Below are 1,557 nucleotides of genomic sequence, written 5' to 3' on the forward strand. Positions count from 1 at the left end.
AAGGTAATCCATTGGTTCCAATTGATGATATGAAACCAATGACTTTCGAAGACGGTCAGTCAACGAAACCAGTTCCAGGTGTAGGTGAATACAGCATCAATCCAGATGGTTCTATTACCTTTACGCCGGATAAGAAGTACGTTGGTACTCCTAATCCAGTCACAGTGAAACGTGTAGATAAGAACGGTACAGAAGTTACCGCAACTTATACACCAACAGTGACCAAGGTTACTCCAACAAGCACTAATGCAACTAGCACAGGTCCGCAGGGTGTTCCACAAACAGGTACCCCAACCTTCCAAGGTGGTGATCCACTGGTTCCAATCGATGAAACAGTCGAGCCAACCTTCGCAGATGGAAGCAAAGAGAAGTCTATTTCAGGACAAGGAACTTACACGATTGCACCAGATGGAACAGTAACCTTTACTCCAGACAAGCAGTTTGTAGGCAAACCAGACCCAGTAACGGTCAAACGTGTAGATAAGAATGGCACTTCAGTCACTGCAACTTACAGTCCAGAGTTTACGAAAGTAACACCGACTGGTACAGGTGATAAGACAGAAGGCCTGCAAGGTCAGGTACAAGAAGGTAAAGTGAACTTCACCCCAGGCCATGACTCAGTTCCATTCCCAGTTGATTCAACTCCACTATTTGACAATGGTACAACTGTGAAAGAAGTACCAAATGTTGGTAAGTTCGAAGTGAACGCAGATGGTAAGGTGACATTCACTCCTGATAAACAGTTCAAGGGTGAAACACCAGAACTTGAATTGACTCGTATGGATGCCAATGGAACTCCTGTTACCGTTAAGTACCAAGCGGTTGTGAAAGAAGTAACACCAACTTCAACGGATGCCACTTCAAATGGTATCCAAGGTCAACCGCAAAAAGGTACTCCAACCTTCCAAGGTGGTGACCCACTAGTTCCAATCGATGAAACGGTTGAACCAACCTTCGAAGATGGAAGCAAAGAGAAGACTATTCCAGGCCAAGGAACTTATACGATTGCACCAGATGGAACTGTAACCTTCACGCCAGGCAAGCAGTTCGTTGGTAAACCAGATCCAATCACCGTGAAACGTGTGGATAAAAATGGTACAGAAGTTACTGCAACTTACAGTCCAGAATTCACTAAGGTCACTCCTACAGGAACTGGTGCAACTAGCACAGGTCCTCAAGGCCTTCCGCAAACTGGTACTCCAACCTTCCAAGGTGGTGATCCACTGGTTCCAATCGATGAAACAGTTGAGCCAACCTTCGAAGATGGAAGCAAAGAGAAGACTATTCCAGGTCAAGGAACCTACACGATTGCACCAGACGGTACAGTAACCTTCACTCCAGACAAACAGTTTGTCGGAAACCCAGATCCAGTCACAGTCAAACGTGTAGATAAGAATGGCACCCCAGTCACTGCAACTTATAGTCCAGAGTTTACGAAAGTAACTCCTACAGGAACTGGTGCAACTAGCACAGGTCCTCAAGGACTTCCACAAACCGGCACACCAACCTTCCAAGGTGGCGATCCACTGGTTCCAATTGATGAAACAGTTGAGCCAA

1 pseudogene is annotated in these 1,557 nt (G+C 45.9%); it reads left to right on the plus strand.

The features are described from left to right. Positions 1-1,557, plus strand: a pseudogene (locus AWH02_RS02945) (hypothetical protein); the annotation flags it as partial.

Origin of the sequence: Streptococcus gordonii (assembly GCF_001553855.1) — a bacterium.
In the GTDB taxonomy this organism is placed as follows: domain Bacteria; phylum Bacillota; class Bacilli; order Lactobacillales; family Streptococcaceae; genus Streptococcus; species Streptococcus gordonii.